Raw genomic sequence first — 24331 nt, forward strand, 5'->3', positions numbered from 1 at the left:
CTCCCTATGAAAATGGCTTTATGCTAAATAAAAAACAGATTTTAATTCTACCGCTACTGGACTTAGGTCTTCATTTGTTTCCATTAAAGGCTCCATATAGGTCCACCATTTTTGGCAAATCGCCGTGTCAGCCATAGTAGCCCACATCTCTTCACTCTCAATTTCAACATAAGCAAATAAATGTCCCGTTTCTTCTTCTAAAAAAATGGAATAATTCTGTGCACCGTGTGCTTTCAATTCCACCTTCATGTCATCCCACAGCTCATCATGTCTCTTTTTATATTCATCATAATAATCTTTATAGATAAACATTTTCGACGCCTTACGAATCATACACGCCATCTCTCCTTTGTAGTTACTGCAGTAAAGTTGTTGATAATTTCTTTTGCATCTACTGCTTGTGGCTCAAACTTTTGAATTGTAAAAGATGCTCGAACTAGCTCTCTTCCCTCTGCTATTGAGTTTAATTTCCCTTGTGCAATCATTTGAACGAGTAAATTACCAATAGCTGTAGCCTCAGATGGTCCTGCATAAATAGTTACACCACTTAAGTTAGCGGTCATTTGATTGAGTAAATCATTTTTGGAGCCTCCCCCAACAATATGTAGCTTGTCGATTCGTTCATGTGTAATTGCCTTTAAATGTTCCATTTCAATAGCATAAATAATCGATAAATTAGAAAATACACATACAGCTAGTTCACCAATCGTATGTGGAATTGGTTGCTCTGTTTCCTGGCAATACAGCTTAATTTCCTCGATCATATTAAGCGGGTTTAAAAAACGCTCTTCATTAAAATTAATATATTGTAAGTACGGAGATACTTTGGTCGCTTCCTTAATAACTTGTTCAACAGTATATTGCCCAGGGTAATGCCGAATGATTTCCTGCAAAATCCACATGCCCATAATATTTTTCAAAAAACGATACGTATCAGAAACGCCCCACTCATTCGTATAGTTATCTTGATAAGCTTGTAGATTAATAATTGGTTCCTTTTTTTCAACGCCTAGTAATGACCAAGTACCGCTACTCAAGTAGGCCCATTGTTCTTTTTCTCCAGGTGTCCCTGCAATAGCAGAAGCCGTATCATGTGAAGCTACAGCAACAAACTTACACTCCGGTAGATCATACGTCGGAAATTGATCTCGTTGTAATTCCCCAATCACTTGCCCCGGCTCAATAAAGGGTGCAAATTGTAATTTTTCTAATCCTATAATCTTTAATAAATTTTCATCAAAATCACGAATTTCTGGATTTAGCAGCTGCGTTGTTGATGCATTCGTCATCTCAAGAATCGCTACACCTGTCAGCCTATATGCTAAATAATCTGGTATTAATAGAACATATTTTGTTTGTTGCAATAATTTCTGATCCTCTTCATATAGTTGATAAAGCGTATTAAAGTTCTGTAGCTGAATACCCGTTTTCAAATAAATATCCTCTAGAGCTAAATGGGACTCTATTTTTTCCATCGTATTGGCTGTACGGCGATCTCTATAACAATATGCCTCCTGCAAACGTTCACCGTCCTCGCCTACTAGCACATAATCCACAGCCCATGTATCTATCCCCACTGTCACATTATGAAAGCCACGCTTTTTCACCTTCTCAAGCCCCACTAATATTTCCTGCAGTAAATGGTCCACATTCCATAAAGAACGACCATCTACTTCTTTAAAACCATTCGAGAAGCGGTGAATTTCTTCTATTTGTAACTGGTTATTTTGTAAAGTCCCAACAACAAAACGTCCACTTGAAGCACCAATATCAATCGCAATTTGTATCATGACCTTCACTCCCATTTCCAAAAGGTGATATCGTGTAAAGGCTGCTGGTACTCCGCTCGACGCGGTACACCAACTCTTCTAATTCTTCTAATCCTCTTGTACCCATGTATTGTGTATCATGTTATTATCTCCTGCTATATCTTTTCATTGAAGAAAAATATCCTCAGTCTACATCAGGACTGAGGACAATTTCTGATTAGTAAACTTCTTTCCACTCCGCAATATTGCTCTTCTCAAATTTGAATGGTTCGCCTAACATGATTTGAGTGCCATCGCCGTCCTCAACAACTTCTTTTGCACCTGTACGACCTGCTTCAAATTTATCTCCAACTTTTCCTTCAATATCCCCTTTAACTAAAGCTGAAGCTGTATAACCTGCAGCATAGCCTACATCAATTGGATTCCATAGATACATCCAAGGACAAACGCCACTTTCAATATAGCTTGCCATCTCACTTGGCAATCCTAAGCCAGTTAACATCACTTTTCCTTTTAAGCCTTTATCCGTTAAAACTTTGCCTGCTGCCGCAATACCAACAGTAGTTGGCGCAATAATTCCTTTCAGTTTTGGATACGTTTTTAACAATGCTTCTGTTTCTGAAACACTTTTATCACGTAAGTCGTCACCATATGCTACTTTTACTAACTCAATATCTTTGTACTCATCTTTTTCAAGTTCTTTTTGCATGTATTCAATCCATAAATTTTGGTTTGTTGCTTGAGAAGTTGCACTTAAAATTGCAATTTGGCCTTTGCCACCAATCATTTCTGAAATTGCTTCAATTTGTACACGTCCAATTGCTTCTGGATCCGCTTGGTTGACGTGTGTAATACGACTCTTAGCATTAACTGCTGAGTCAACTGAAATAACTTTAATTCCTGCATCCATTGCTTTTGTTAGAGCTGGTTGCAATGCATCTGGGTCATTCCCTGCAATCGTTATTGAATCTACTTTTTGAGTAATAAGTTGCTCAATAATTTGAATTTGCGCTTCTGCTGTAGGCTGATCTGGTGCACGTAAAATAGCCTCACCATCTAACTCCTTAATCGCCTCTTCAAAACCGTCCATCATTTTCTCGCCGTAAGGATTTCCTGTATTTTTAAAAATAAATGCATATTTCTTTTGACCACTGTCATCTTCTTTATCCTTGCTTGGCTTTTGACTATCTCCTGAACTATTACCTTGGCTACAAGCAGCTAAAACACCAAGTAACAGTACTGATGTCACGATTAGCATGAACAACTTCTTCATAAGAGCACCCCTTTAAATTTTTGTATGTGATAAAACATGCTTCCCTCTATCTACGCATTTCTTTAACCTTTGGCACTATAACTGCGAATAGTAATAAAGCTCCAATAATAATCATTAAAGTTTGTGAAGGGATATTGATTAATCCAAGTCCATATTGCAAATAACCAATGATAAAGATGGCAATAACTGTCCCTATCAATCTCCCTTTTCCTCCAGCCGTACTAATACCACCAAGTGCGGCCATCGCTATGACATCGAGCTCATAGCCATTAGCAATATTTGGCCGAGTACTACCCATTCTTGATGCTAAGAAAACAGCTGTTAGTGCGGCCATCACCCCCGCTAATGTATAAACAATTAACTTTGTACGATTGACATTCACACCTGAAAATTTGCTAGCTACATCATTATGACCAATCGCAAATACTCTACGGCCAAAAGATGTTTTATGGAGTAATAAACCGAATACAACAGCAATAATTACAAATACGATTAAGATAAACGGAACTCCGAATATATAACCCCATCCAAAGAAACCAAACCATTCAGGAAAATTTCCGGATGCCTGATCCTCCAAAATAATATAGGCAATTCCTCGATATAAAATCATCGTCGCTAGCGTAACAATAACTGCTGACAACTCAGGGAATTTCGTTATTAGTAATCCGTTCAACAATCCACATAGAGCACCAACCAAAAGACAAATAATAACTGCTACTTCCATCGGCATTCCAAGCACATTATATGCAGTTGCCATCACAACAGAAGATAAAGCCACCGTCGATCCGACCGAAATATCAATCTCCCTCATAATCATAATGAAGGCCATAGGAAACACGATGAAGGACTTATCTAAAAAGATCATCGTCGCATCTCTTAAACTCGTTACATTTAAAAAGTAGGGTGATAGCAATGTATTCAGTACCATTACTCCAATTAAAATTAATACAAGTAACCATTCCCACTGTAGAAAAAATTGCTTCGTCGAAAAGGGCTTATGTGCCTCAAGTTTTCTATGAACATAAGTTTCTTCCATTTTAGACGCCATAAATTACACCCTCCTCTTCAACAAATTATTCCGCTCTACACCGCGTTTCACCATGACATTAAGTAAAACAGCTGCTAAAATAATCGAACCTTCTATGCCCTTTTGCCAAAATGGAGATACATTCAAAAGTGGCAATGCATTATTTAAAATACCGATTAAAAATGCGCCTAAAATGACGCCACTTAATTTTCCTGCTCCTCCAGCAATACTGACACCGCCTAAAATACAAGCCGCTATTACACTTAACTCATAGCCAGTAGCTGTATCGCCTTGTGCAGAAGCAAATTTTGATACCCAAAGGACACCACTTAGACCCGATAATCCGCCCATTAATGTATAAACGATAATGAAGACTTTCTTCTCACTAATCCCAGTAACCTTAGCTGATTCAGGATTACTACCAACCGCATAAATTTGTCTACCTGTACGTGTGTGTCCTATAAAGTAAATCGCAAATGCATAGACAATTAATGCAATAATAATTAACGTATTAACACCTAACAACTTACTCGTCGCAATACCAACAAAACTTTCGGGCATTTGATAAGAGCTAATCCACTTACCATTGCTCACCATGTACGTAAGCCCTCTGAATATATTCATCATCGCCAAAGTCGCAATAATCGGTAACACGCCTAAATAGGACACTAACCCACCTATTACAAGCCCACAGAGAATACCTATGCCAATTCCCATTAAAATAGCTACTATTGGAGATGTACCTGAATGATTACTGACAAACTGTGCCACAATCATGCCTGACAAAGCCAAAGTGGCACCTATGGAAAGATCAATTCCTCTAGTTACAAGAACTAGCATCATACCAACTGCAAGAATTGATAATATCGCTGTATTCGTTGCCATATCACTAATATTCTCTAACGTTAAAAAACTACTATTTCGAAGTTGCACAGCAATTACTAAAATAACAATGAAAACAAGAAGTCCAATTTCTCGGAATTGCCCTATCTTTGCTAACTTCGATTCTTTTTTCTCTATATTAGTTGGCAATGTCTCATCCATCATACTGGTAGACAAATTGTTTCACCTCCTTGTGGCATCTCACCCATTGCCGCTGCAAGAATTGATTCTTGTGTTATCTCTTGAGGGTCCATTACCTTCACCATGCGTCCTTCTCGCATTATGGCTACACGATCACTTAGACCAATTACTTCAGGCATTTCAGAAGAAACTAATATCACACCATAACCTTGATAAGCCAACTCATTAATAATTTCGTATATAGCTGATTTCGCACCAATATCTACGCCCTTTGTTGGCTCATCTAAAATGATGATATCTAAATCTGTCATTAATAATTTTGCTACTGATACTTTCTGCTGATTCCCACCAGACAGGGAACTGACAAGATCAAATACGCTTTGTGCTTTCACATTTAGTTTCTCTGCTAGCTCTTTTGCTTTAAGCGATTCAGTTTTTTCATGAAGCCAGCCACCTTTAGTAAAGCTCTCTAATGTTGGTAATGTAATATTTCTACCAATACCCCAAGGTAGAATGAGACCTTGCTTCTGACGGTCCTCTGGCAAGTAACCAATTCCTTGCTTCATCGCGTCTTTTGGATTTTTAAACTTTATTTCCTTGCCATGCAGATAAATGAAACCGCTATCATATTTTTCTATACCAAATAAAGTTTCACACAACTCTGTTCTTCCTGCACCAACTAAGCCTGTCAAACCAAGTATTTCACCTTTCCGTAACGTAAAGGAAACGTCTGCAAAATAGCCAACCTTCCCTAAACTTTCTACACGAAAGATCTCCTCGCCAATGTCATGTGTTTTACTTGGAAATACTTGGTTGATCTCGCGTCCCACCATAGCGACAATTAAGTTGTCATTCGAAATATCATTTACCGCCCACGATCCAATGTAATTTGCATCACGCAATACTGTTACCTGAGATGCCAATCGATACATATCTTCAAAACGATGAGAAATGAAAATGATAGCTGTTCCTCTATCACGTAAATCTTCAGCAATGCGGTATAACTCTTCACTCTCGCGTGCCGTCAATGCTGCTGTCGGTTCATCCATAATGATGATTCTTGCATTCGTCGATATCGCTTTCGCAATTTCAACAATTTGCTGTTGCGCTACACTGAGTGTTCCCATATCTTGCTTCGGATTTATAGAGGAGCCTAAAGACTGTAATATTCTCTTAGCTTCTTCGTGCATTTCTTTCCATAGTAAACGCTTAGTAGTTGGACTTACTTTCTCATGCCCCATGAAGATATTTTCTGTAACATTCAAATCTGGATAATTCGTTACGTGTTGATAAATGGCAGCAATTCCTGCTGCCTTTGCCTCATTAGGATTTGCAAAAGAAACTATCTTTCCATCTAAGATCATTGCACCTTCATCTGGTTTATGTACGCCTGTAATTACTTTAATGAAGGTCGATTTTCCTGCACCATTCTCTCCCATCAAAGCATGTATTTGCCCTTTTTCCAATACAAATGAGACATTGTTTAGTGCAGTGACACCAGGGAACTTTTTTGTAATCCCTCTCAATTCCAATACTGTTTCTCCCATAAAATTCACCACCGCCTTCCATTTATTCAATTTTATATTTTCCGAATATTCATTGTAAGGAGTTATCTTTTGGAAAAAGGGGGGTAATCTTCGGATTGTGACACGGAAACGTTATTTAGTACTGAAATAGAAATTAATGCCGCCTTCAACTTCATTTAAAATAATAAACAAAAAAGAACAGCTACAAGTTAATGTAGCTGTTCTCTAATTAAAAACAATCTATTTCATTTATGGCACATTTATTTTTGTTGAAAAAATCCACCGAATTCTTCAACAAGCTCACTAAATATCTTTAAGGCATTTTCAATTGGTTCTGGTTTTGTGAGATCCACGCCTGTTTTTTTCAATAATTCAAGCGGGTACTCTGAGCTACCGCTTTTTAGGAAGTTCAAGTAGTTTTCAAGAGTGCTCTCTTCACCAGATAAGATTCTATCTGCAATATCGATTGCAGATGCATAGCCTGTCGCATATTTGTATACATAGAAAGGACGATAGAAATGTGGAATACGTGACCAGCCGTACTTCACCTCTTCATCAAAAACAAAATCCTCGCCATTGTATTCACGGAAAATCTTTTCATAAACGGTATTAAAAGCTTCAGCATTTAATGGTTCATCATTTTCAGCTTTCTCATGGGTGATTTTTTCGAATTCTCCAAACATGACCTGTGTGAAAAACGTGCCTTTAAAGCTATCAATAAAATGATTTAAAAGGTATTTCTTCTTATTTTCATCAGTAGTTGTTTTTAATAGGTAGCGAATCAACAGGATTTCATTAACAGTTGAAGCAACCTCTGCAACGAAAATAGAGTATCCCGCACTGATTTGTGGTTGATATTTTGAACTATAATAAGAATGCATCGCATGCCCGGATTCATGAGCAAGCGTGAATAAGCTATTTAAATCATCTCGATGATTGAGAAGAACAAATGGGTGTACACTGTATAAACCCATATTATAAGCTCCCGAACGTTTTCCAGGTGTTTCCCTTACATCGTAATAGCGATTTTTCTTGAAATCAGCAAGAGTAGATACATAATCGTCACCAAGAGGCTTAAGTGCTTCTAGCATGATTGAAAATGCTTCATCATAGGAAATTTCCTCTTTCGCCTCTTGAACGAGCGGTACGCTTAAATCATAAGCACGCAGCTCATCGACACCTAAAATTTGTTTACGTAGTTTTACATAGTCATACATTGGCTGAATGTTTGCTTTTGTAGCTGCAATTAGATTCTCATAAACTTCGATCGGTACTTCATCTGAGAACAACGACTTCTCAAGGGCTGATGTATAATTCCTTGTTTTGGCTAGTGTCACATTGTTTTTAATAGCTGATGATAATGTACTGGCAATCGTATTTTGCATTTGCACATATGGCTGATAATACGCTTTATATGCTTCTTTTCGTTTATCGCGATTTGAGTCTTCCATCAATTTGCTGTACATTCCACGGGTAAGTTCAACACTCTGTCCCTCATCGTTTGTAACGGTACCAAACTTGATATCGGCATTATTAATCATACCAAACGTCTTTTGCGGGGAAGAAAGCGCTTCTCCAAGCTGAGATAAAATCGCTTCTTGATCTTTATTCAGTACATGTGCCTTATATCGATATGACTCTAATAAATCGTCTTCGAAATAGCGTAGCCCCTCAACCTCTTGTATGTAGGATTTCAGTTTATCTTCCTCAAGACTTAATAAAAACGGCATAAAAAATGAAGTGGCACTACTTATTTTTTGCCCTAGTTGACTACAGCGATCCACCAAAGCTTGTGATGTTGGTACTCTTGTGTCTAAGTCTAATTGAAGCATTGCATATGCATATAACTTCCTATACTTAGAGCCAAGCACCTCACTTAAAGTTAAATAATCGTAAAGTGACTGCGCATTATTGATGTTCCCATCAAATTGCTTTAATTTTTCTGTATCTTTCAGAACTGATTGAAAATCTTGCTCCCATTCCTCCATATTCGGGTAAATATGTTGGAGATCCCATGTTTCTTCAACCTTCACATCTGCTCTTGATTGATATTGTGTCATTTTCAGTCCCCCTATTTTAGTATTATCTCCATTATATATAAAACACACCAGATGGTATAACTTGGAGACTTTCATTAATATTCTAATTCAAAACAAAAAAGTCCAACCAGAAAGGTAGTGACCCCTTAAAGTTAGAGTTTTATTTATGCAGCTAATTGGCTGGCATGAGTTCGGTATTTTACCGGGCTCATGCCGGCCAGTTTTTGTTTAATTCGATCGTTGTTATAGTAATCGATATACTTCTCGATTTTCTTTTTTAACGCTTCATAGGAAGTTAATTCTTCTCCGTAATACATTTCTTGTTTGAGTAGGCCAAAGAAATTCTCCATTGCCGCGTTGTCTGCACAGGTTGCTTTACGAGACATACTTTGGAAAATCTTGTTTTGCTTTAATGTTTTCACCCACGAATTATGTTGATAGTGTCAGCCTTGATCTGAATGAATTATTGTTCGATATTCTGCACGCTCGTGAATGATTGGGAGCGCTTGTTTCAGTGAATCTATCACGAATTCTAGTGTAGGGCGTTTAGACATACTGAAGCCGATAATTTCACCATTATATAAATCCATCATCGGGCTTAAATATAGTTTTTCATTATTTGTGCACTTGAATTCTGTTACGTCTGTCACAAGTTTTTGTAAGGCGTATGGTGTGTTGAAACGGCGGTTTAAACGATTCTTCGCTACTTTTCCTACAGTTCCTTTATACGATTTATAGCGAGACTTATGTACGAATTTTATACACTTTAAATTCAATTCATTCATGATTCGCTGTACTTTTTTATGATTGATTTTGTGTCCTTCAGCTTTTAATTCCACATGAATTCGACGATAGCCATATCGACCTTCATGCTGCTCAAATGTCTCTAAAATCAGTGTTTTCCAAGCTAGATCGGGATCTTCCTTTTTCATTTGCTTGATGTGATAATGATAAGTTGCTTCGGGAATATCAACTTGTTTAAAAATGTCTTTTAATCGGAATCCTTCTTCTTTAAGTTTAAAGACGATTGCTGCTTGTGCTTTTCGAGGAAGGCATCCGGGTTCTCTCGAAAAGCCTTCAACTTTTTTAAATACGCAACCTCTAGACGCAGTAACTCATTTTCTCGTTCTAATTGCTCCTCCCGAGACATTGTTTCTTCTGATTTAATCGATGTAACTTTCGGTTTTTTAGACATAGTTGGCCTTCCCTTCGGATGTTTCAGGCCTTCTTCTCCTTCTTTTAAAAACTTACTGTTCCAACTTGCGATTAAACTAGGATGATTCATGTTAAATTGAATCGCTGTATCTTGGTAAGAAGCACCTGTTTGTTTCATAAAGTTTAATACATCCAACTTAAATTGAACAGGATATTCTTCATGCCTTGTTTTACGTTGTAAACCTTCTTCTCCAAAAGCTTTATAAACCCTAACCCAATGTTTAATTGGTGTTGGTGACGGAATACCATATTTTTGCGCTAATAATAGGTAACCTAGATTCCCTTTCAAATACTCTTGAACAACCTTAAATTTAAAACCTTTACTATATTTCGCCATAGAAAAACACCCCAAAAGTTAGATTTATTACTCTAACTTTTGGGGTGCAGCACTAAAACTGGCTGGACTTTTTAATACGTTCGAACTTGTCATTAAAGCGTTTGCAAATTTGCAAACGTATTTATCAAAACTAATTACATAAATAAACCAACTAATGTAGCTGATAAGATAGATGCAAGCGTTGATCCGAAGAGTAATTTCAGACCAAATGATGCAACTTCTGATCCTCGTTTATCATTTAGGGCTTTAACGGCACCTGTAATAATCCCGATTGAACTAAAGTTTGCAAAACTTATTAAGAATACAGATACAATCGCTTCTGTTTTAGCCGATAAGTTTGCAGCAATATCTTGGAAACTTAGAATCGCTACGAATTCGTTCGTTACAAGTTTAGTCGCCATAATACCACCTGCTGCAACAGCTTCAGACCAAGGAATACCCATGATGAAAGCAATTGGAGCAAACACATATCCAAGGATTTCTTGGAATGAAATATGGAATATTAAGTCAAATAGATTATTAATCATTGCCATTAAAGCAATAAATCCAATCAACATTGCGCCTACAATAACCGCTACTTTAAAACCATCCATAATGGCTTCACTAATCATTTGGAAGAAAGATTCTTTTTCTTTATGATCAGCTTCATCGTTGATTACTGTATAATCTTCTTCTGGTTTTAACTCATATGGATTTAATAAATTCGCAACAATCAATGCTGAGAATATATTGATTATAATCCCTACCACAACGTATTTAGGTTCTAACATAGTCATGTATGCACCAATAACGGAAACGCTTACAGCACTCATCGCAGAAGTACACAACGTATACAAACGTCGTTTAGAAATTTTATTTAGTTGCTCTTTTGTAGTTAAAAATACCTCTGATTGTCCAAACAAAGCAGATGATACAGCTACATAGTTTTCTAACTTACCCATACCATTTAGTTTACTCATACCCATACCTACATATTTGATAAAGAATGGGAGTACTTTAATGAAATTCAATATTCCAATAAGGACAGAGATGAAAACAATTGGTAGCAGTACGTTTAAGAAAAATACAGCTCCTGGCTCATTTTCCATTCCACCAAATACAAAATTTACCCCTTCAACACCATAGCCCATTAATGTATCAAATAGTTTTGATATAGCACTAATGATACTCAAACCAATAGTTGTGTTAAGAATAAAGAAACTTAGCACTAACTGCGCTATTAACATCATAGCAATTGGACGTATCCGTATATTTTTACGGTTATAACTGAATATATAACCCAATACAAATACGAACAGTAAACCTGTAACTAAAAAAACAAAGTTCATATTTATCCTCCTACATATTTAAAATTTTTTTAGTTAAAATAAGAACTAAATCTAATTGAAATAAATCAATTTAAGTCATTCTTTTCAAATTTTCCACTACGAATACTATCAAAATAAATCTGATATGTAAAGTATCTCCCTCAGCATTATAACATTATACTTAGAAAATAAATATTCACCAAATATAAAATTTTTATTGGAATATTTGTTTTATATATACCTAATATTGTAATATTCTATTGATTTTATGTTAATTATTAACTTTTAATTTGAAATTAAAATTATTTTAATATAATAATTATCCTCATCAGTATTCTATTTTTTACTAGAAATTGGTTGCAAAATAATACGAGGTAAATAATACCAAGTTTCTCTTCCCTATAATTATCTTAAAATGAAAATAGAATATTTATTTCCTTAAAATCTGTATATTAACTCCTTAAATGTTGAATATTATTCAAAAAAAAATTAGCAATTCCCAAAAATATCTTATTGATTTTAGCGGTTTTTATATATTAAAATATACGCCTGGAGATTCACCAGCGCATCCCATATGTATAGTTATATTACATCTGATCTTGCCGAATCGTTTATGAACGAATACCAACATAGAAAACGGCTTATCATATTGATAAGCTGTTTCGTGTTGTAAAGAAAAGGGTTTCGGCATGTCATCATGCCGAAACCCTTTTCTATTTGTTGTAGTTTTTTATGGCTTTTGCCGAATCCAATTGGCCCTTTACTTTAAATTAATAAATACAATTGGAAGTTTCTATTTTTGTAAACTTAGCTTAACGATATTATATCAATGTGTTACATGTTGAGTTTTATCTTTGATTACATTCACAGTAACACAAGCTAATAGGAGGAATTATGGAACATAAAGCTCTACGTAATGTCGAGAAATTGGCACTCAAAAAACAAAAAGTATTTGATCAAAGCATTATAAAATATCTATTACGGGCCATGCTTGCAAGTGCATTTATTGGATTCGGTGTAATCGTCGCATTTAAAACAGGGAACCTATTCTATGCTGAACATTCTCCGGTAGCTTATCCAATTGCTGCTTTAACATTTGGTATAGCCATCGTTCTAATTGCTTATGCTGGTGGTGACTTATTTACGGGAAATACATTTTATTTTACCTTCACTGCTCTTCGTGGCAATATGCCATGGAAAAAAGTCATTCAAATGTGGATTTCTTCATATAGTGGTAATATTATTGGCGCGCTTTTTTTCGCTGGATTGATCTCCTTAACAGGTTTATTTGCTTCACATGAAGTAAATGGCTTCTTAATGAGTGTAGTTGAAGGAAAAATGAATACTCCAACTTCAGAACTTTTCTTCCGTGCGGTTCTTTGTAACTGGCTAGTTTGTTTAGCTTTCTACGTACCGATGGCATTAAAAGGCGACGGTCCTAAGCTATTTACAATGATCTTTTTGGTATTTGGCTTCTTCATATCGGGATATGAACATTCTATCGCGAATATGAGTACATTCTCGATAGCTCTAGTATTAGATCATCCTGATGCAATTTCAATGGGTAAGGCTCTTCATAACCTCATTCCTGTAACATTAGGGAATATGGTAGGCGGAATAGTCTTCATGGCTCTATTGTATTATTTCTTGGACGGGCCTAATTCGAACGATGAAGATGAATTCCAAGAAGATGATGAGGATTAATCTTTTACAAGAAAGAAAGAAATAAATGAAAGAAATTCAATAGTAACTTTTTTAGAATAAGCTAATCGAAAGCAACTATCTCTATGTGATCACACCTACAGCTATATCGTTGTCGTTGAAGGGATATCAATCGCAGTATCTAAATTACAATTTTATAAGCTACACACAAAAAAGAGATATCCTAATGAAAGGATACCTCTTTTTTAGTTACATCATTAAAATTAAAGTTTTACGATGTTTGTAGCTTGTGGTCCACGTTGGCCATCTTCAACTGAAAATTCAACTTTTTGACCTTCGTCAAGTGATTTGAAACCTTCACCTTGGATAGCTGAGAAGTGAGCGAATACGTCGTTTCCGCCTTCTACTTCGATGAAACCGAAACCTTTTTCTGCGTTAAACCATTTTACTGTACCTTGTTGTGTCATTTAAATGACCTCCATTAATTGTATTAAATAATATCATATTTCTTCAAAAAAGAAAAAATTCACATATTACAAAAAGTATCAAAAAAAACACGATTACTCTTTGTAATATGTGAATTAGTTGTATTCTTGCAATCGATCTTATTACATTTATTATATAATATAAAATCACATTTGTCTAGTGCAAAAGCAAACTTATTATTTATCAACAGGATATTTTTAGTTAATAAGTTGAATTCCAAAGATTAACTTGCATCAAGTCCCCCCGTGATAACAGTATGTTTTATCTCTCTTTCACTGTCATAAACCACCAAATTTTTTAAACAATCATGAAGAACAGCAATTATATAAAAACACGGAAATTACGAGAGTTTATGAAGATATGTACTTAAATTAACCGGCAGTTAGTTTGAAGATAATCATAAGTTGGTTCATTTTGTTCCTAAAAACACAATAACCATCTATCAGTTACTCTGATAGATGGTTATTGAAGAAGTTTTAAAAATTGTTTTTCTTTATTTCTAAATTTCTCAAGTATAAAGTTGGTTCATATCGGAAGACGCATCGTCAATAACCTTCACTACAACTTTTTATTCCTCATTAAACCACAGCTGATCTTTGTCATCAACGTCGCCATTATAATTAATAAGAATTTCATCTCCCGCTTTTATATCTGTATAAGCAAAGAAATCAAATGTGTGATTTTTAAAGTTAATCTCATACATTGCATTAGGTTCATAAGAATGATTAAACAACATTCCATAACCAAGAAGGATAGCAGATTGTCCTATCCCATACTCAAAAGCGTAATCAGCAAGTATAGTTTGCTCAATGTATTGATGCTGTTCGTTTGGATAAGAAATTACAGGTGCCTCATGTAATAGCTCTCCTTTTTGGATATCGCATGTAGCAAATACCCCTCTATTGAATTCTCCATCACTTAATGGAGATGTTTTTACTTCTATCATTTTTTCGCCTACTCACTTTTAAATTAGTCTTTCTAACTTTAACATTAATTTGAACTTTGAGCTCTTTTTTTTACTTTTAAACAACTTTATTATAATTTAAACATCTTTTTCGTCACAGAACGATTGAAAATATGTAAACAAAACCGTTTTAAGTAAATTTTCAAAACTTGTGAATCGCATCCTTGTGTTCTACTGAGATTGGCGCATAGCTTAATGTTGTTACTTGTTTTTCATATCCAAGCAGTTTTCAAAATACTGGTGCTGAACAATGAAAAAGGCAGACCTTGGAGATCTCCCTAGTTTTGTATAAGTTGGATTTCACTAAATTCTACACGTTTGATAATTATTCGCGTATCAGTAAAGGACATATAAGTATATTCTACTTTTTATTTCCTCACCATAACTTTTTTCATTATTTCTTAATAATACCAAATTGATCAATAATATAAGGTTTAGCTTTATTCTTATTTTGATCAATTTCATAACTTACGGCAGTCAGCTTATTTTTATCAATAGTGATGCCGACGAAGTTTTGAATTTGACTGCGGGCTGGACGGTCATTGTTGTCAGGATCTGGGCCATAGATTGCTGCATGATTTTCATCTGCTACTTCAAACAGTTTATAAAATGCATTTCCAAGCACAGGATCTTGATTTTTGTAATAAACTTTTGGTCCAGCAGTTGCAGGAATTAAATAAATTGAACCATCTGGATTTACAGTATACTCAATTTTTTGTCCCAGTTTAGTTTCACTAATTTTTTGGATTTTTGAAACTGTCCCTTTACTATTGATCGGTTTTGTTCGTGCATAAATATGGTCATGGCCTTGAAGAACAAAGTCGATATCAAGTTTCGCCATAAGTGGTGCAATCTGATTTCTCACACCATTTGGACCCATAATATCATCATCGGTTGCATGGTTAGATGTTGTGTACGGCCCTTTGTGAATATTAACAATAATCCATTTAGCACCTTTTGCTTTTGCTGCTTTTACATCTTTTTTCAACCATTCCACTTGTTTTTCTGAAAAGTTAGCGTATTTTTCAGAGTCTTCATTACTATTAAGTACAACAAAGTGAGCGTTACTATAATCATATGAATAATAAGCACCTGTTTTAGTTGCTGATTTTTTAGGTGTATCAAGATTAAAGTGGTCAATAAAAGCATAATTTTCATCTTCATGATTTCCTGCTGAAGGAACCAATGTCGTATTTAACAGGCTTTTCTGTGAGTGACCTAATAGCCAATCCCACTGTTCCTCTTTAACGCCGTCATCCAGCAAGTCTCCATTGTGAACAATGAACTCGGCATTTGGAATCTTATCCATGGCTTTTGAAATTGTTTCAGCAGAAAGTACTGCTTCCTCTTCTGTTTTGGCTTGCGTATCAGCTAAGTCAATAAACGTAAATGCACCCTTACTTGGCGCTGTTTCAAATGTACCCACTTCACTCCAACTACTCTTAGAAGCATCTCCGACACGGAAATAGTATTCGGTATCAGCCTTAAGACCAGTCGCTTTTGCTTTATGTACATATTCTTTCTTAGAATTTGAAGAGATAGTCTTCATTCCTTTAAATGTCATAGCTTTTTTAAAGTTTGGCTTCTTCCCTGTTTTTTTAATTACTTGTAAATCAGAGTTTTTTGAAGTTAGGGATGTATACCAAGTAAACCCTTTCGAACTTTTAGCATTCCCATTAAATGAGATAGTTACCTTACTGACAGTAGTTGAATTTGGTTTTTCTGCAGCAGAATACAGATTACCGCCCACTCCACCCACAATAGATAATGCTAGGGCAGTTGATATTACTTGCTTTGTGATTTTATGCAAAGAATTTCATCCTCCAATATATTAAACTATTACCACCCTTTCAGATAGCTATTTGAGTATAACATCGTAATTTATTGATATAGTTAACAAAATATTATTATATTGTAAAGATTCATATTTTTAAGATAATTTTCCGGTTTCATAAATTATTCTTTTCTAAAAAGTAAAACTCATACGAAGAAAATTCCTCGTATGAGTTTTACTCTTATTTTTATTTTTGTTTTTGCATTCGGTCGTATGCTCCTTGAGCAGTCTCAAGATACGATTGTAACCCCATCTTATCAAGCGTTTTCTTATAGTCTTCCCACTTGCCAAAGTCTTGTTTTCCTGTAATGAAAGCAGCAGTCATTTCATCAACATATGTTTGAACATCTGTCATAATTGCACTTACCTTGTCGTTTTCGTCCAGTGTATAGTTGAGCCCTGGAATAATGTCTTCATCTTTCATAAAGTAAGGTTTTGCTTTCGCAGAATTTTCAAATGTACTTTCTATTACCGGGAAGTATTTTTCTTTAACAATCCCCGGATAATAGCCACCAGGCCAAGTTAGGTATTGACTAATAGCTTGATCTTGATTTAAGCCTTTCTGATTATTAATGATTTCTGGTAAATACTTTAAGTTTCCTTCCGCATCTTCTTCATATGTGACTCCCTCGAAGCCCATGAAGAACATTTTACTACCTTCATCCCCATAGAAATGATCCATCCAGCGGACCATTGCTTCAGGATTCTTTGCTTTATCCGTCAAGACGAACATCCCAAGATTACCGAGTCCATTGGACATATCGTTAATAACACGTTCCCCCGTAGGACCTTCAAGAACCGGTACACCAATATAACCTTTAAGTTTTTGTGTTTCTAGCGGGTTAACAGCACTCAGCATACCAAAATTCCCTTTCGATTCTTCGGCAGCAAATACATGTGGTTCGGTTGAGAACACATCTTTATTAATAAGCCCTTCCTTATATAGCTTGTGCAAGAATGTTATTAATTCCTTATACTCATCAGTAGTTGGAATAAAACGAAACTCTTCAGTACCTTCTTTAAAGTCTAAGTTAATATTCATATTTCCTTGTTTGTTCAAGCCATAGGTTCCACGCAAATAGCCTATCATTGTGTTAATACCCCAGCCGGTTCCCCATCCAAGCTCATCTGCTTTGCCATTACCATTCGGATCTTGTTCTTTAAACGCTTTCAACACTTTGTATAATTCATCTAGCGTTTCTGGCTCCTTTAGATTTAATTTATTGAGCCAATCCTTCCTGATCCACGGTGTGTCGCCACGTAAAACATCGTACTCTGGATCATAAATTGCAGGGAAACCATAGATATGACCATCCGCCATCGTAACACCTTGTTTCACTGAAGGATACTCCTCAAGTATTTTTTTGAAATTCGGTGCGTATTTATCGATATAGTCATTTAATGGCAAGAATACACCCTGTTCTCCGTATTTGATCAAATCTGTTTTCGGTACAGCTGAAGCAAAGAAAAACTCAGGATAATCGCCCGATGCAAGCATCAAGTTGCGTTTCTCTACCAATCCTTCTGTTTGTACAGTGTTCCAATTTACTTCAATGTTCGATATTTTCTCATATTCTTCCCAAAGCATAAGTTTGTTCCAGTCTTGTGAAGCAAAGAACTTTGCCGCAAATCCATCGACTTGAATCTTTTCGTCCACAATTGGCATCCCTGTTGCATTTACCTTATCGGCATTAGCACTTTTTTCAGTAGTCCCTTCCTCACTCGAACAAGCCCCCAAAATACCCGCTGTTAACAATAATGTAGCTGCAACACTTGAAAAATATCTTCTCTTCAAATCATTCTCCCCCGTTTAGTCTTTTAGTTTTTTAGTCTGCCTATCATAACGCCTTTAACAAAGTACCTTTGTAAAGTTGGCAAACATGCCTATTTGCATAAAATTACAAATAGGCTGACGCTACCTCAATCAGAATAATTACTTTTTCTCGAATAATAAATCGAATATAGAGACTGAAAAATGTGTTAAAAATCACGTAACACTTGTGATGTGTCCCATATCAATGTATCAGTCTACTTACTCTATTTTTTATGACGTTTTCTTTAATATTGCCCATCGGCATTTTTGAGAATGAAAGCGATGTATTATAATTTTCTTCAAACTCATTATTTACTATTTTGACATTTTGGCAGCCAATCAATTCGAATGTTTTTAAATGTTTCTCTTCTTTTATTTCCTCACCAACAATTGTTTCGGGTAGTAATGGATTTACTTCAGGTCGATAGGAATAAATATTGTTATTTGTAAAAGATAGCCCATCAACACTTTTTGCTACAAGAACTGATTCCTCTTCAATATAAAAATCATTGTCTTTAATCTTAATATTTTTGTGTATCGCATTTGTATATGGGGGGATATTATTTCCCATTGTAATTGGGTCTATTCGTATCGCGGCATTTCTCCACTGTGCATTCCCAACTTTAGCAACATAAAATGTATTCGATTGTATTGTAATATCGGTAATCGGACCAGACTCATACCAAAATTCAGAATCGTTCGATAAATATATCGAGTCCATGGCCATATGCTTAAATGTGTTATGTTCAATAACAACCTTTTTTCTTGTTGTACATAGAATTCCTCTAGTTGAAATTGTTTCAAAGTGATTATTTTTAATGTGTACCGATGGTGTGAAGGTAATATTTTCAGCAACAAACAACGGTTCATTATTACTTTTCTCTAATAATTCATCGGGAATTGGTTTATCAAACGTAACAGTCATTGAACGCAAGTCATTTCCATGTTGTCCTGGATGTGTAACGGCAACAACTTCATATTTTTCTCCCTCATCAGATCCAGTTGTCAATGTGTCTCTACGATAAAATACAACATGATTTCCAACATAATACTGAGGGAATCCCCCCTGCTGACTTTGTATATAAGCTAACCGAAGTGTGTAATCATCAATTTTCTCCTCAACTCGAGTAAAGGTTCCGTGAACATTGATTGGGTCATCATGTGCATGATTAAACGTACAACCTTCGATATGAATATGCCCGCTAGCCCCAGATACATGGATTAAATCAGCATAACTTGATGTAAAACGTTCACTCTCTTTCCTTGTTTTAAATGTACAATCTATATAAGTAACATTATGTGACATTTGAGTTAACCAACCAAATGCGTGCATATAGTGTACATTTACTTTAGAAATAGATGTGTCTTTGCTTTCCCAGATAAATGCTCCTGCTGTCTCCCTTCTTGGAGTTGAGCAAAACTCGAAAACAAGACCTTGTTTATGTAAGAATGGTCTTCTATCGCCATAAAAAATACGAATTATCGTATCACTCTGCTTAATAACCTTTTTTCGTTCTTCTGAAAATGGACCTAAATTCAGTGAATAACGTCTTGTTAAGTTTCTATCAGGATGATACGCGACAAGTGTCCAGGCATCTTTGTGATTCTTATCGGTCCAATAGTACTCCCCATTGCTAGGATTAATCGCACTATACCATGTTACATCTTTCTCATTTTTATCTACTGAAAATGTAAAACAAGCAGGAACATAAAAATCAGTGTATTGCTCACCATTAATTTCTCCAATATCATTAACAGTCATTTCAATAGTTGTAGGATCAGCAAAATCCCATGAGAAATTATGCAGATATATATTTTTAGAGCGTACAACCGCAAGTGCCATACAGTCTCCATGAATCATGAAAAGAGACTTGTTTCCATTGATGATAACCTGATTTTGCTCCTCCAATAATAGCGCTATATACTTTAATGGGTATTGGATACTATTTGTGTTCGATGTATGGAATTCTCTTCTTTGTGCAGTTGCTTTTTGAAGTTGATAGGTTCCATATGGGAAATTGATTACAACTTGACCTGTCATATTTTTCGCTGATTCAAATGCATGCCAAATGGCCTCTGTGCTATCTAGTACACCTGTGGGGTCAGCCCCAAAATCTGTTACATCAATTATTTGCTCACATGTCCTTATAACTTCTTCAATGTCATTTTCTCCCACATTATCAATCCTCTCTATCTTATTGAAGGCTTATGGAAACGGCTGAAAAATGACGTTATTAATAACATCATTTTTCTAAGTATTCAAAAAATAATAGCGGTGCTCAAACTACCATTCTGCTATAGTTCCATCTTGATGCCTCCAAACCGGATTTCTCCAGTTATGACCAACTTCAGCTTTTTGGCGGACATAATCCTCATCTATCTCAATACCCAGCCCCGGGCCATTTAGATTATCTACATAACCATCCTTATACTCAAAAACTGAAGAATCCTGAAGATAATCCAGTAAATCACTACCCTGATTATAGTGAATCCCCAGACTTTGTTCTTGAATAACAACATTATGAGCCGTCGCATCAACTTGTAGGCATGCCGAAAGCGCTATTGGACCTAGTGGACAATGTGGTGCAACAGCAACATCATATGCTTCAGCCATAGCAAAAATCTTTTTGCACTCTGTTATACCGCCTGCATGAGATAGGTCGGGCTGAATAATATCAACATAGCCATCAGATAATATCTTCTTAAAATCCCAACGCGAATACATACGCTCACCTGTTGCAATTGGTATTGTAGTAGCATGCGCAATTTCACGTAATGCCTCGCTATTCTCCGCAAGTACAGGTTCCTCAATAAACATTGGCCGAAATACTTCTAGTTCCTTTATGATAGACTTAGCTAATGTTTTATGAACGCGACCATGAAAATCAATTGCAATCCCAAAATCATTTCCAACTGCTTCACGCACAGATGAAACTCTTTCTATAAGGTCATCAATTTTTTTATGAGAATCTAGATACTGCAGTTCTTCTGTCCCATTCATTTTAATCGCAGTAAACCCAGCATCCTTCTTTTCCTTAGCTTGTATCCCTACATCAGCTGGTCTATCTCCACCTATCCAGGAGTATACACGGACAGACTCTCTACAGGCACCGCCTAACAATTGATGAATTGGCGCATTGAAATATTTTCCTTTAATATCCCATAATGCTTGATCAATCCCTGCAATCGCACTCATTAAAATCGGTCCACCACGATAAAAACCAGATCGATACAACATTTGCCAATGATCTTCTATTCTCATTGGGTCTTTTCCTATAAGATATTCACTTAACTCTTCTACGGCAGCTTTCACTGTCCTAGCTCTTCCTTCAACCACTGGTTCACCCCAACCAACTATACCTGAGTCAGTTTCAATTTTTAGGAATAACCAACGAGGAGGAACTACAAAGCATTCCATTTTGGTGATTTTCAATTTTCGTACTCCCTTCTTTTATAAAGCTTTATTTACCCCTTCTTTTATAAAGCTTTATTTACCCCTTATTTGCCTCAATGAGCAATCGTTTTGCTTTTTTAGTTAGTTGCGTTAAATATTCTTCATTAATTTTTTCATCAGCATTAACAAGGGATGATCCGATTCCACAACCAATCGCGCCAGCTTTAATAAATTGATTAATATTAGTTTCATCTATACCACCGGTCGGTAATAATGGTATTTGCGGAAGAGGTGCAAGAATATTTTTAATATAACTAGTGCCTAAAGATGCCGGGAAAACTTTAATTATATCGCCTCCCGCTTCATAAGCCTTTAGGATTTCTGTTGGTGTGAATGCCCCAGGGATACTGATTGCACCATATCTTTTGGTCATTTTAATTGTCTCTTCATCTACCGTTGGGGACACAATAAACTTTGCACCTGCTAGAATTGCAGCACGAGCAGACTCCGAATCAAGTACTGTACCTGCACCAACTATAACTTTGTCCCCGAATTGGGCCGTTACTTCACTAATCATTGATAGTGCATTTGGTGAGTTTAATGTTATTTCTATTACACTTATTCCACCTTCACTCAATGCACTTACAACTTTTAATATGTCTCTAGGGGGAACATTTCGAATAATAGTTACGATCCTTTGTTCTTGAATTGATGATAAAATATTCATAATGTATTCTCCTTAATTTTTTCCTCGTTTGCTAATCAACGTAAAACATCATCTGATCTAAAAGATTGAGTAAATTTTGCTAAACCCTCTCGATCTAGTAAACCTTCAATATCACCACTTACAGTGGTTACAACCGCTCCAATTATACAAGCCCTAGCAACTGCCTCACTTATTGGCAACTCGTCAAGAAGCCCTGAAATAAACCCTGCCGCAAATCCATCCCCTGCACCAACGGGATCCACTACTTTTTTAATATGGAATGCGGGTACATATTCACTTTCGCTACCAGTAGAATAATAAGCACCTTTTTCTCCAAGCTTAATAACAACCTTCTCTGCACCAAGATTATGAAAGGACTGGGCAATTTTTTGAGGGCTACTTTCATTAAATAAGAATTTACCCTCTTGTAGGCCTGGTAAAATGATATTAGATTTCTCTGCAATTGCTAACAGTGTTTTTTTTGCAATAACCTCATCCCATAGCTTTGTACGCAAGTTTGGATCAAATACGACAGGCACATTATGTTGTTTTGCGATATTAATCGAATAAAAGATGGTCTCTTTGCATGACTCACTCAGGGCTGGTGTAATACCAGTAATATAAAGATATTTTGATTTAGCAATATATTCTTCGCTTATATCATTTGGAGTTAATTTACTTGCTGCTGAATAATTTCGGTAATAATGAACTTGTATATGCTCTTCATTTAAATATTCTTTAAAGAGCAAACCTGTTGGTGAATTAAGGGATATATTAACTTGGGAAGTATCTACCCCCTCTCCACGAATAGACGAAAGAATAGCTAATCCAAATTCATCATTTCCTACGTTACTTATCCAACCTGTCTGATGTCCTAACTTTGCTAAACCAATCAGTGTGTTAGTCTCCGCACCTGCAACTCTTTTTGAAAATTGTTTAGCATATCTCATTTGTCCATTTGTATTCGGCGTAAACGATACCATCGTTTCTCCTATACTAACAACATCCATTTTTTCACCTCATCTAGGTTTACTGACTACCATAATGATTTGCTGGCAACCCTTTTACACTAGTCTTCACTTTAAATAGCCCTCCTGATTGAGGATAGGCAGCAAGATCATCCTCATTAAGACCATCCCTTGCAGTCGTTATAAATAATTCATCCAAATTTTCACCACCAAACGTACAGGACGTTACATTCTTAGCGGCTATTTGTATAGTATCTAAAAGCTTACTACTATAGGGATCCCAGCGAGAAACCATCGCCCCTCCCCAATGTGCTACCCAAATCATTCCCTCCGCATCTATCGTCATTCCATCAGGACTTCCCATTTCCACAGGAATTTCCGCACCAGTTCCATGATATGAAATATTCCCCGTAGTTTCTTCATAATTATAGGTAGATACTTTATTAGTAGGAGTATCAATAAAGTACATAAATTTTTTATCTGGGCTCCATGCGATACCGTTAGAAATACTAACTGGTGATAAAACCTTTGTGATCCTCCCGTCTGTATCAAATCGATATAATGAACCACAATCCTTTTTACCATCCAAATCCATTGTCCCAGCCCAAAAGCTTCCCTTTGAATCACATTTCCCGTCATTAAAGCGATTACTTACTTTATCTTCTTCGGGATTACATATTTTAGTTAGCCGATTCAAAGCAATGTTATACCTATATAGCCCATGTTGCATGGCCAATATTAATTGCCCCGGTTGCTCCGGGACTACCGCGCTAATAAATTGATCAAATTGAATTGTATGATTATCATTTTTTTCCGGGTCATGGATATGTAATTTCGCCCCTATAATATCTACCCAATATAATATTTTTTTTTTGTGATCCCAATGAGGTCCTTCCCCAAGTGCCGATTGAGAATCTAAAACCAACATCGCCTTATTTTCCATTCACTTGCCTCCTCACATTTAAAAGCTATTTTAAATTAGATAACC

General features: G+C 36.0%; 19 protein-coding genes and 1 pseudogene. 1 reads left to right on the top strand and 19 read right to left on the bottom strand.

Annotation, left to right across the window (positions count from 1 at the left end):
* Positions 1 to 18: 18 nt before the first annotated feature.
* The 10 genes and pseudogenes from rhaM to AMD00_RS08260 form a co-directional block, all read right to left on the bottom strand.
* Complete coding sequence (gene rhaM, locus AMD00_RS08210; protein ID WP_053416534.1) at positions 19 to 333, bottom strand: L-rhamnose mutarotase; 315 nt, start codon at positions 331 to 333, stop codon at positions 19 to 21.
* Positions 330 to 1790 carry a rhamnulokinase gene (gene rhaB, locus AMD00_RS08215; protein WP_053416535.1) on the bottom strand — a complete coding sequence of 487 codons (1461 nt, stop codon included), beginning with the start codon at positions 1788 to 1790 and terminating at the stop codon, positions 330 to 332. The genes rhaM and rhaB overlap by 4 nt, the downstream gene beginning before the upstream one ends.
* 196 nt (positions 1791 to 1986) lie before the next feature.
* Positions 1987 to 3042: a rhamnose ABC transporter substrate-binding protein gene (rhaS, locus tag AMD00_RS08220; RefSeq protein ID WP_053416536.1), complete on the bottom strand. Its 1056-nt coding sequence runs from the start codon at positions 3040 to 3042 to the stop codon at positions 1987 to 1989.
* 46 nt (positions 3043 to 3088) lie between these two features.
* Positions 3089 to 4090 carry an ABC transporter permease gene (locus AMD00_RS08225; RefSeq protein WP_245639461.1) on the bottom strand — a complete coding sequence of 334 codons (1002 nt, stop codon included), beginning with the start codon at positions 4088 to 4090 and terminating at the stop codon, positions 3089 to 3091.
* A 3-nt stretch (positions 4091 to 4093) separates the two neighbouring features.
* Positions 4094 to 5128 (bottom strand): ABC transporter permease, encoded by a 1035-nt coding sequence (locus AMD00_RS08230; RefSeq protein WP_245639462.1) that lies wholly within the window; start codon positions 5126 to 5128, stop codon positions 4094 to 4096.
* Positions 5113 to 6639: a sugar ABC transporter ATP-binding protein gene (locus AMD00_RS08235; RefSeq protein WP_053416537.1), complete on the bottom strand. Its 1527-nt coding sequence runs from the start codon at positions 6637 to 6639 to the stop codon at positions 5113 to 5115. The genes AMD00_RS08230 and AMD00_RS08235 overlap by 16 nt, the downstream gene beginning before the upstream one ends.
* Before the next feature lie 239 nt (positions 6640 to 6878).
* Positions 6879 to 8678, bottom strand: a complete 1800-nt coding sequence (pepF, locus tag AMD00_RS08240; RefSeq protein ID WP_053416538.1) for an oligoendopeptidase F — start codon at positions 8676 to 8678, stop codon at positions 6879 to 6881.
* Positions 8679 to 8821: 143 nt separating this feature from the next.
* A pseudogene (locus AMD00_RS24380) lies at positions 8822 to 9688 on the bottom strand (IS3 family transposase); the annotation flags it as partial.
* Complete coding sequence (locus tag AMD00_RS08255) at positions 9649 to 10209, bottom strand: helix-turn-helix domain-containing protein (RefSeq protein ID WP_053416541.1); 561 nt, start codon at positions 10207 to 10209, stop codon at positions 9649 to 9651. The pseudogene AMD00_RS24380 and the gene AMD00_RS08255, both read right to left, overlap by 40 nt.
* Before the next feature lie 134 nt (positions 10210 to 10343).
* Positions 10344 to 11537 carry a NupC/NupG family nucleoside CNT transporter gene (locus AMD00_RS08260; protein ID WP_053416542.1) on the bottom strand — a complete coding sequence of 398 codons (1194 nt, stop codon included), beginning with the start codon at positions 11535 to 11537 and terminating at the stop codon, positions 10344 to 10346.
* 873 nt (positions 11538 to 12410) lie between these two features.
* Here AMD00_RS08260 and AMD00_RS08265 point away from each other — a divergent pair.
* Positions 12411 to 13220, top strand: a complete 810-nt coding sequence (locus tag AMD00_RS08265; protein ID WP_053416543.1) for a formate/nitrite transporter family protein — start codon at positions 12411 to 12413, stop codon at positions 13218 to 13220.
* Positions 13221 to 13441: 221 nt separating this feature from the next.
* On the opposite strand, the gene AMD00_RS08270 is transcribed toward AMD00_RS08265, so the two are convergent.
* The 9 genes from AMD00_RS08270 to AMD00_RS08310 all read right to left on the bottom strand — a co-directional run bounded on the left by AMD00_RS08270 (position 13442) and on the right by AMD00_RS08310 (position 24286).
* Positions 13442 to 13645 (bottom strand): cold-shock protein, encoded by a 204-nt coding sequence (locus AMD00_RS08270; protein ID WP_038187584.1) that lies wholly within the window; start codon positions 13643 to 13645, stop codon positions 13442 to 13444.
* A gap of 587 nt (positions 13646 to 14232) precedes the next feature.
* The gene (locus AMD00_RS08275) at positions 14233 to 14610 is read right to left on the bottom strand and encodes an SET domain-containing protein (protein ID WP_038187588.1); all 378 of its coding nucleotides are present in this window, start codon (positions 14608 to 14610) and stop codon (positions 14233 to 14235) included.
* A gap of 412 nt (positions 14611 to 15022) precedes the next feature.
* The gene (locus AMD00_RS08280) at positions 15023 to 16438 is read right to left on the bottom strand and encodes a purple acid phosphatase family protein (RefSeq protein ID WP_053416544.1); all 1416 of its coding nucleotides are present in this window, start codon (positions 16436 to 16438) and stop codon (positions 15023 to 15025) included.
* Positions 16439 to 16649: 211 nt separating this feature from the next.
* Positions 16650 to 18257, bottom strand: coding sequence for an extracellular solute-binding protein (locus AMD00_RS08285; RefSeq protein WP_053416545.1), 1608 nt, complete (start codon positions 18255 to 18257; stop codon positions 16650 to 16652).
* A gap of 220 nt (positions 18258 to 18477) precedes the next feature.
* On the bottom strand, positions 18478 to 20451 hold the full coding sequence (locus AMD00_RS08290) for a glycosyl hydrolase family 28-related protein (RefSeq protein ID WP_053416546.1): 1974 nt from the start codon (positions 20449 to 20451) through the stop codon (positions 18478 to 18480).
* Between the two features lie 108 nt (positions 20452 to 20559).
* Positions 20560 to 21708, bottom strand: a complete 1149-nt coding sequence (gene dgoD, locus AMD00_RS08295) for a galactonate dehydratase (RefSeq protein ID WP_053416547.1) — start codon at positions 21706 to 21708, stop codon at positions 20560 to 20562.
* Positions 21709 to 21766: 58 nt separating this feature from the next.
* Positions 21767 to 22396: a bifunctional 4-hydroxy-2-oxoglutarate aldolase/2-dehydro-3-deoxy-phosphogluconate aldolase gene (locus AMD00_RS08300; protein WP_053416548.1), complete on the bottom strand. Its 630-nt coding sequence runs from the start codon at positions 22394 to 22396 to the stop codon at positions 21767 to 21769.
* A 35-nt stretch (positions 22397 to 22431) separates the two neighbouring features.
* Complete coding sequence (locus AMD00_RS08305; protein WP_053416549.1) at positions 22432 to 23385, bottom strand: sugar kinase; 954 nt, start codon at positions 23383 to 23385, stop codon at positions 22432 to 22434.
* 19 nt (positions 23386 to 23404) lie between these two features.
* Positions 23405 to 24286 (bottom strand): SMP-30/gluconolactonase/LRE family protein, encoded by an 882-nt coding sequence (locus AMD00_RS08310; protein WP_053416550.1) that lies wholly within the window; start codon positions 24284 to 24286, stop codon positions 23405 to 23407.
* Positions 24287 to 24331: the final 45 nt, after the last annotated feature.

It is taken from the genome of Viridibacillus arvi, from assembly GCF_001274945.1.
GTDB lineage: Bacteria > Bacillota > Bacilli > Bacillales_A > Planococcaceae > Viridibacillus > Viridibacillus arvi.

What these genes read in the sequence shown, in the direction of transcription:
- rhaM (WP_053416534.1), bottom strand. Translation starts at nt 333, where the DNA reads ATGATTCGTAAGGCGTCGAAAATGTTTATCTATAAAGATTATTATGAT.
- rhaB (WP_053416535.1), bottom strand. Translation starts at nt 1,790, where the DNA reads ATGATACAAATTGCGATTGATATTGGTGCTTCAAGTGGACGTTTTGTT.
- rhaS (WP_053416536.1), bottom strand. Translation starts at nt 3,042, where the DNA reads ATGAAGAAGTTGTTCATGCTAATCGTGACATCAGTACTGTTACTTGGT.
- AMD00_RS08225 (WP_245639461.1), bottom strand. Translation starts at nt 4,090, where the DNA reads ATGGCGTCTAAAATGGAAGAAACTTATGTTCATAGAAAACTTGAGGCA.
- AMD00_RS08235 (WP_053416537.1), bottom strand. Translation starts at nt 6,639, where the DNA reads ATGGGAGAAACAGTATTGGAATTGAGAGGGATTACAAAAAAGTTCCCT.
- pepF (WP_053416538.1), bottom strand. Translation starts at nt 8,678, where the DNA reads ATGACACAATATCAATCAAGAGCAGATGTGAAGGTTGAAGAAACATGG.
- AMD00_RS08255 (WP_053416541.1), bottom strand. Translation starts at nt 10,209, where the DNA reads ATGGCGAAATATAGTAAAGGTTTTAAATTTAAGGTTGTTCAAGAGTAT.
- AMD00_RS08260 (WP_053416542.1), bottom strand. Translation starts at nt 11,537, where the DNA reads ATGAACTTTGTTTTTTTAGTTACAGGTTTACTGTTCGTATTTGTATTG.
- AMD00_RS08265 (WP_053416543.1), top strand. Translation starts at nt 12,411, where the DNA reads ATGGAACATAAAGCTCTACGTAATGTCGAGAAATTGGCACTCAAAAAA.
- AMD00_RS08270 (WP_038187584.1), bottom strand. Translation starts at nt 13,645, where the DNA reads ATGACACAACAAGGTACAGTAAAATGGTTTAACGCAGAAAAAGGTTTC.
- AMD00_RS08275 (WP_038187588.1), bottom strand. Translation starts at nt 14,610, where the DNA reads ATGATAGAAGTAAAAACATCTCCATTAAGTGATGGAGAATTCAATAGA.
- AMD00_RS08300 (WP_053416548.1), bottom strand. Translation starts at nt 22,396, where the DNA reads ATGAATATTTTATCATCAATTCAAGAACAAAGGATCGTAACTATTATT.
- AMD00_RS08305 (WP_053416549.1), bottom strand. Translation starts at nt 23,385, where the DNA reads ATGGATGTTGTTAGTATAGGAGAAACGATGGTATCGTTTACGCCGAAT.
- AMD00_RS08310 (WP_053416550.1), bottom strand. Translation starts at nt 24,286, where the DNA reads ATGGAAAATAAGGCGATGTTGGTTTTAGATTCTCAATCGGCACTTGGG.